At 64.0% G+C, this 5,540-nt stretch carries 7 protein-coding genes; 2 read left to right on the plus strand and 5 right to left on the minus strand.

Translation table 11 applies throughout. From position 1 onward, the window contains the following. Positions 1-530 (minus strand): LON peptidase substrate-binding domain-containing protein (locus ACTHJR_RS15195; protein ID WP_440524084.1); only part of this gene is annotated, 530 nt, incomplete at its 3' end. 94 nt (positions 531-624) lie between these two features. On the opposite strand from ACTHJR_RS15195, the gene ACTHJR_RS15200 reads away from it, so the two are divergent. Both ACTHJR_RS15200 and ACTHJR_RS15205 read left to right on the plus strand, forming a co-directional pair. Continuing rightward, positions 625-2,319, plus strand: coding sequence for a M1 family metallopeptidase (locus ACTHJR_RS15200; RefSeq protein ID WP_440524085.1), 1,695 nt, complete (start codon positions 625-627; stop codon positions 2,317-2,319). A gap of 41 nt (positions 2,320-2,360) precedes the next feature. Next, positions 2,361-2,966, plus strand: a complete 606-nt coding sequence (locus ACTHJR_RS15205; protein ID WP_440524086.1) for a methyltransferase family protein — start codon at positions 2,361-2,363, stop codon at positions 2,964-2,966. A gap of 129 nt (positions 2,967-3,095) precedes the next feature. Here ACTHJR_RS15205 and ACTHJR_RS15210 read toward each other — a convergent pair whose 3' ends face one another. The 4 genes from ACTHJR_RS15210 to ACTHJR_RS15225 all read right to left on the minus strand — a co-directional run bounded on the left by ACTHJR_RS15210 (position 3,096) and on the right by ACTHJR_RS15225 (position 5,507). Next, positions 3,096-3,677 carry a GNAT family N-acetyltransferase gene (locus ACTHJR_RS15210; protein ID WP_440524087.1) on the minus strand — a complete coding sequence of 194 codons (582 nt, stop codon included), beginning with the start codon at positions 3,675-3,677 and terminating at the stop codon, positions 3,096-3,098. Next, positions 3,674-3,919, minus strand: coding sequence for a DUF1272 domain-containing protein (locus ACTHJR_RS15215; RefSeq protein ID WP_440524088.1), 246 nt, complete (start codon positions 3,917-3,919; stop codon positions 3,674-3,676). Before ACTHJR_RS15215 ends, ACTHJR_RS15210 begins: the two co-directional genes overlap by 4 nt. Positions 3,920-3,996: 77 nt before the next feature. After that, positions 3,997-5,268 carry an ATP-dependent Clp protease ATP-binding subunit ClpX gene (gene clpX / locus ACTHJR_RS15220; protein WP_440524089.1) on the minus strand — a complete coding sequence of 424 codons (1,272 nt, stop codon included), beginning with the start codon at positions 5,266-5,268 and terminating at the stop codon, positions 3,997-3,999. 107 nt (positions 5,269-5,375) lie between these two features. Then, positions 5,376-5,507: a ribosomal protein L7/L12 gene (locus ACTHJR_RS15225; protein ID WP_440524090.1), complete on the minus strand. Its 132-nt coding sequence runs from the start codon at positions 5,505-5,507 to the stop codon at positions 5,376-5,378. Positions 5,508-5,540 lie beyond the last annotated feature (33 nt).

The raw sequence follows: 5,540 nt of genomic DNA on the forward strand, positions 1-5,540 counted from the left end.
GCCTGCTTCTCGGCGACCTTGATCGCGATGTTGCCGGCGATCGAATCGGCCAGCCGCGACGGCTCCTCGATCTCGCTCAGCTGAACCGCGGTCTCGGCGGGCAGCTTGCGGTTGAGCTTGGAATAGGATTCGAACTGCTCGACGACCGAGCGCATCAGCGCCTGGACCTCGACGCTCTTTTCGGCGTCCTCGTCAATCCGCTCGACCTCGGCGGTCAGGTGATCGCCTTGGCCGGCCAGCGTGGTCAGCGTCGCGCGCGCCTTGCCCTCGACCAGCACGCGCACGGTGCCGTCGGGGAGCTTCAGCAACTGCAGGATCGTGGCGATCACGCCCATGTCGTAGAGATCGTCGCGCTGCGGATCGTCCTGCGCGGGGTCGAGTTGCGCGACCAGGAAAATCTCCTTGTCGGCGGCCATCGCGCTTTCCAGCGCGGCGACCGACTTGTCGCGACCGACGAACAGCGGCACGATCATGTGGGGAAACACCACTCTGTCGCGCAGCGGCAATACGGGGAAGGATTGAACGGTCATGGATACTCCGGGGGCGCCCAACCGGGGCGCTTTTGCTTTTCTATATGGGAAGCGTGAGCATTCCATCAATCACCGGCGCCTTCTTGTCCCCGCAATGCTGGGGATAAGCCTGCTCGCCACGGCCGCGGCCGGCGGCGCCAGCCTGCCCCGTAAAGGCGAGCCGCCGATCACCGCACAGACCCAAAGGTCGGGCGGTCCGGTCGATCCCGACCAGGCCAAATTGCAGTTCGATACCGCCGATCTGTCGTTCGAGGTGCTGCCCGAGACCGAGCAGCTCAAAGGGCTCGCGGTGCTCGTCTTCACTGCCAAGGCGCCGATCGACAAGCTCGTCATCGACCTCGACAGGAATCTCGGCCCCAGCGCGATCGCGATCGACGGCAAGAAGCTCGCCCCGGCCGACTGGGCCAATCCCGAGGGGCGGCTGACGATCAAATTGCCGCGGACCTATGCCGCAGGCGAGCATGTCCAGGCGACGATCGCTTATGGCGGCACCCCGCACGTCGCGGTCAATGCGCCCTGGGACGACGGTGTGGTCTGGTCCAAGACCAAGGACGGGCGGCTGTGGTTCGCCACCACCGACGAAGGCTATGGCTGCGACATCCTCTGGCCCTGCCTCGATTTTCCGCAGGGGGAGCCGGGCAAGGTCGACCTCCACATCACCATCCCCAAGGGACTGAAGGCGCCCTCCAACGGCGTGTTCAAGGGCGTGGATACCGAAGCCGACGGCCGTGAGACGTGGAACTGGGAGGTCAAGCATCCCAATACCTATGCGATCGCGCTCAACGTCGCGCCGTACGAGGTGATCTCGGGCGACTATAAGAGCCGGTTCGGCAACACGATCCCGATGTTCTATTGGTACCTTCCGGGCGAGGAGGAACAGGCCAAGAAGCTGTTCGCCGAATTCGCCCCGACGCTCGATTTCTTCGAGAGCAATGTCGGCCCCTATCCATTCGGCGACGAGAAGGTCGGCGTGGTGGAGACCCCGCATCTCGGCATGGAGCATCAGACGATCAACGCCTACGGCAACGGCTACAAGAAAGCGCCCGAGGGCTTCGACTGGCTGTTCCAGCACGAATTCAGCCACGAATGGTTCGGCAACCAGGTGACCGCCGCCAATTGGGACGATTACTGGATTCACGAAGGCTATGGCGAGTACATGCAACCCGCTTACGGCCTGTGGCGTGAGGGCTTTGCCCGTTACGCGACGATGATGGACGATCAGCGCAACAAGATCGAGAACAGGGTTCCGATCGTGCGCGGGCGCTGGATCACCGAGGAAGAGGTCTACGAGCCGACCAAGGGCGGGCCCGGCGGCGACATCTATTACAAGGGCGCGTGGATGCTCCACACCTTGCGCTGGCTGATCGGTGACAAGGCGTTCTGGGACGTGACCCGGCTCGAAGTCTACGGCCGGCCCGATCCCAAGCCGGGCAATTTCACGCCGCGCTTCGGCTCGACCCGCGAATATGAGGATTTCGTCCGCCAGGTGACGGGCAAGGATTACGACTGGTTCTTCAACGTCTATCTGCGCCAGGCCGCTTTGCCCGAGCTGGTCGAGGCGCGCAGCGGCGACCAGCTTCATCTGTTCTGGCTCACCAACGACAAGACGCCGTTCCCGATGCCGATCGAGATTTCGGTCGACGACAAGGTGATGAAGGTCGAGATGCCCGACGGCACCGCGACGGTCGACGTTCCCGCGGCCGCGCATGTCGTGATCGACCCCTATGCCCGCGTCCTCAAGCGATCGCGCGCGGTCGAGGACTATCAGGCCGGGCGGCGGCGTCCCTGAGCGCATTGAGTGAATAACACAGCGGGGATATGAGGTAGGCCATGCTGCACCGTCTTCCCATCGACGCCGTGGGCCTGCCCGGCCTGGCCGCGATCATGCTCGGTTTCCTGCTGTTCTTCATCGCCCTGATCGCGGCGCGGCGTCGTGTCGCCAGGGCGGGGACGGTGCCGACCTCGCAGAGCGCGTCGATCACCTGGTTGTGGATCGCGGTCCAGGGGCTCGGCATCGCCATGGTGGGGTTCGGACCGATCCTGGTCGCGCTCGATCCGATGTCGGCAAAAGCGATCGTCGAGGGTGTGGTCATCCTCGCGCTGATGCTCGGCGCGGTAGGGCTGTTCGATGCATCGTCGCGCGCGATGGGAAAGAACTGGGCGCTGGTCGCGCGGACGAGATCGGACCATACGTTGGTTCAGAGCGGCCCGTTCGCCTGGGTGCGCAATCCAATCTATGTCGCCTTGACCCTGTTCATGATCGCGATGGCGATCGCGTTCGGCCACACGCGCAACCTGATTGTCGCGGCGCCAATCTACCTCCTCGGCACCTGGATGCGCGTCAGCAACGAAGAGCGCCTGCTGCGAAAGCAGTTCGGCGCGGCCTATGACGATTATGCCGCGCGGGTGAAGCGGTTCGTGCCGGGGATATTCTAGGCGCCCCTTCTATCGTCATCCCCGCGTAAGCGGAGACCCCCATCTTCCGCCTGCTCGTAAAATACTGCCGGCAGTAGGAAGGATGAGATCGGAGCCAGGACCCCGCTTTCGCGGATGACGGAATGGCGCCTACGGCCTGGAATTGAGCATCGACCAGAATTTCGGCCCGCCCTTCGGCACATGCCATTCGTCGATCACTTCGAATCCCAGCGACTGGTACAGACTGACATTGCGCGGCGTGGCCGTCTCGAGAAACGCGGGCAGTCCGTCCTCCCGCGCCCGTGCGAGACCCTGCCGGATCGACGCTGACCCCAATCCCTTGCCCTGGTGCGCGGGATCGACGCCGGCAATGTGGAGATACCAATAGGGACCCGGCGGATGGTGCGCGTCGATCGCGTCGCCGACCCGCATCGCGCGGCCCAGGGCCGACCCGAATGCGCCGATCAGCGGGAAGAGTTGCCTCAGCATCTCGAGCTTGCCGATCTCCGCCAGACCGGGCTTGCGCCACAGGGTCGCCGCCTCACCGCTTCCGGTCAGCAGCGGCATGCCGCCGACATCCTCGTCGAAGATCAGGCGGAACATCCGGGGCAGTCGCTTCACGCGATCGCCGCGGTCGGGGAAGATATACGATGTCGCCGGATCGTCGGCGAAGGCGCGCGCGAGCGTCGTCGCCACCACATCGCGGTCGGCCTTTGTCGCCTGGCGAATCATGCCGCCTTGCAACCATCGGCCTTGAGCACGCGCTCGGTCGAGGCGGGAAAACGCTTTAACATCGCCGCCGGCCGGATCGGCCGGACGGTGAATTTGCCCCCGCAATTGGGGCAGACACCGCCGAGCACATTCTCGGCGCAATCCGCGCAAAAGGTGCACTCGAAGGTGCAGATGCGCGCGTCGGGACTATCGGGCGGCAGGTCGCGGTCGCAGCATTCGCAATTCGGCCTCAGGTCCAGCATCGCCCTCTCCCCAACGACAACGGGCGCCGGTCTGTCGATCGGCGCCCGTCTCTCAACTCATCGATCCAAGGTCGGGATCAGGCCGCGTCGCCGGCCTTTTCCTTTTCCTTCTTGGCATAGACACGGATCGGGTCCTTGCGGCCCTCGACCACGTCCTTGTCGATCATCACTTCGTCGACGCCGTCCATGCTGGGCAGGTCGAACATCGTGTCCAGCAGGATGCCTTCGAGGATCGAGCGCAGCCCGCGCGCGCCGGTCTTGCGGTCGATCGCCTTGCGCGCGACCGTCGACAGCGCGTCGTCGGTGAAGCCGAGCTTCACGTCCTCCATGTCGAACAGCTTCTGATATTGCTTGACCAACGCGTTCTTCGGCTCGGCCAGGATCTTGACCAGCGCCTTCTCGTCGAGATCCTCGAGCGTCGCGATGACCGGCAGACGGCCGACGAATTCGGGGATCAGGCCGAACTTCAGCAGATCCTCGGGCTCGACCGACTTGAGCACTTCGCCGGTGCGGCGTTCCTCGGGCGCGGCGACATAGGCGCCGAAACCAATCGACTTGCCCTGCAGGCGGTCGCCGATGATCTTCTCGAGGCCCGAGAAGGCGCCGCCGCAGATGAACAGGATGTTGGTCGTGTCGACCTGGAGGAATTCCTGCTGCGGATGCTTGCGGCCACCCTGCGGCGGGACGCTCGCGGTGGTGCCTTCCATCAGCTTGAGCAATGCCTGCTGCACGCCCTCGCCCGACACGTCGCGGGTGATCGACGGATTCTCCGCCTTGCGGCTGATCTTGTCGATCTCGTCGATGTAGACGATGCCGCGCTGCGCCCGCTCGACATTGTAGTCGGAGGCCTGGAGCAGCTTGAGGATGATGTTCTCGACGTCCTCGCCGACATAGCCGGCCTCGGTCAGCGTCGTCGCATCGGCCATGGTGAACGGCACATCCAGGATGCGGGCCAAGGTCTGCGCGAGCAAGGTCTTGCCGCAGCCGGTCGGGCCGACCAGCAGGATGTTCGACTTGGCGAGCTCGACATCGGCACCCTTGGCGCCGTGGTTGAGCCGCTTGTAATGGTTGTGCACCGCGACCGAGAGTACGCGCTTGGCCTGTTTCTGGCCGATCACGTAATCGTCGAGCACGTCGCAGATTTCCTGCGGAGTCGGGACGCCGCCGTCCTTCTTCGAAACCAGTGCCGACTTCGTTTCCTCACGGATGATGTCGTTGCACAGCTCGACGCACTCGTCGCAGATGAACACGGTCGGTCCCGCGATGAGCTTCCTCACCTCGTGCTGCGATTTCCCGCAGAACGAGCAATACAACGTGCTCTTCGAGTCGCCGCCATCTAACTTGGGCATTCAGTCACCTCGTCGCGCGCAAACACACGGGCGCGTACCGTTTTCCGGGCACGCATGTTAGCGCACCACCGTAAACCCACAATAAAAATCACAACGCGTTAACCGCGTCACCGCATCGTGACCCCAGCCTGCCGCATGTCATCGACCCAATCTTTGGCCTCTTTGAGGCCTAAACCGGTCGCTTCGCGGACCAGCTTGATCGCCGCAATCGCCTGACCTTCGCCGATCAGTGCCCTCACTCGGGCATCGACCTCCGGCGACAAATCGGGCCG

The organism is Sphingomonas sp., from assembly GCF_051962185.1.
Taxonomy (GTDB): domain Bacteria; phylum Pseudomonadota; class Alphaproteobacteria; order Sphingomonadales; family Sphingomonadaceae; genus Sphingomonas.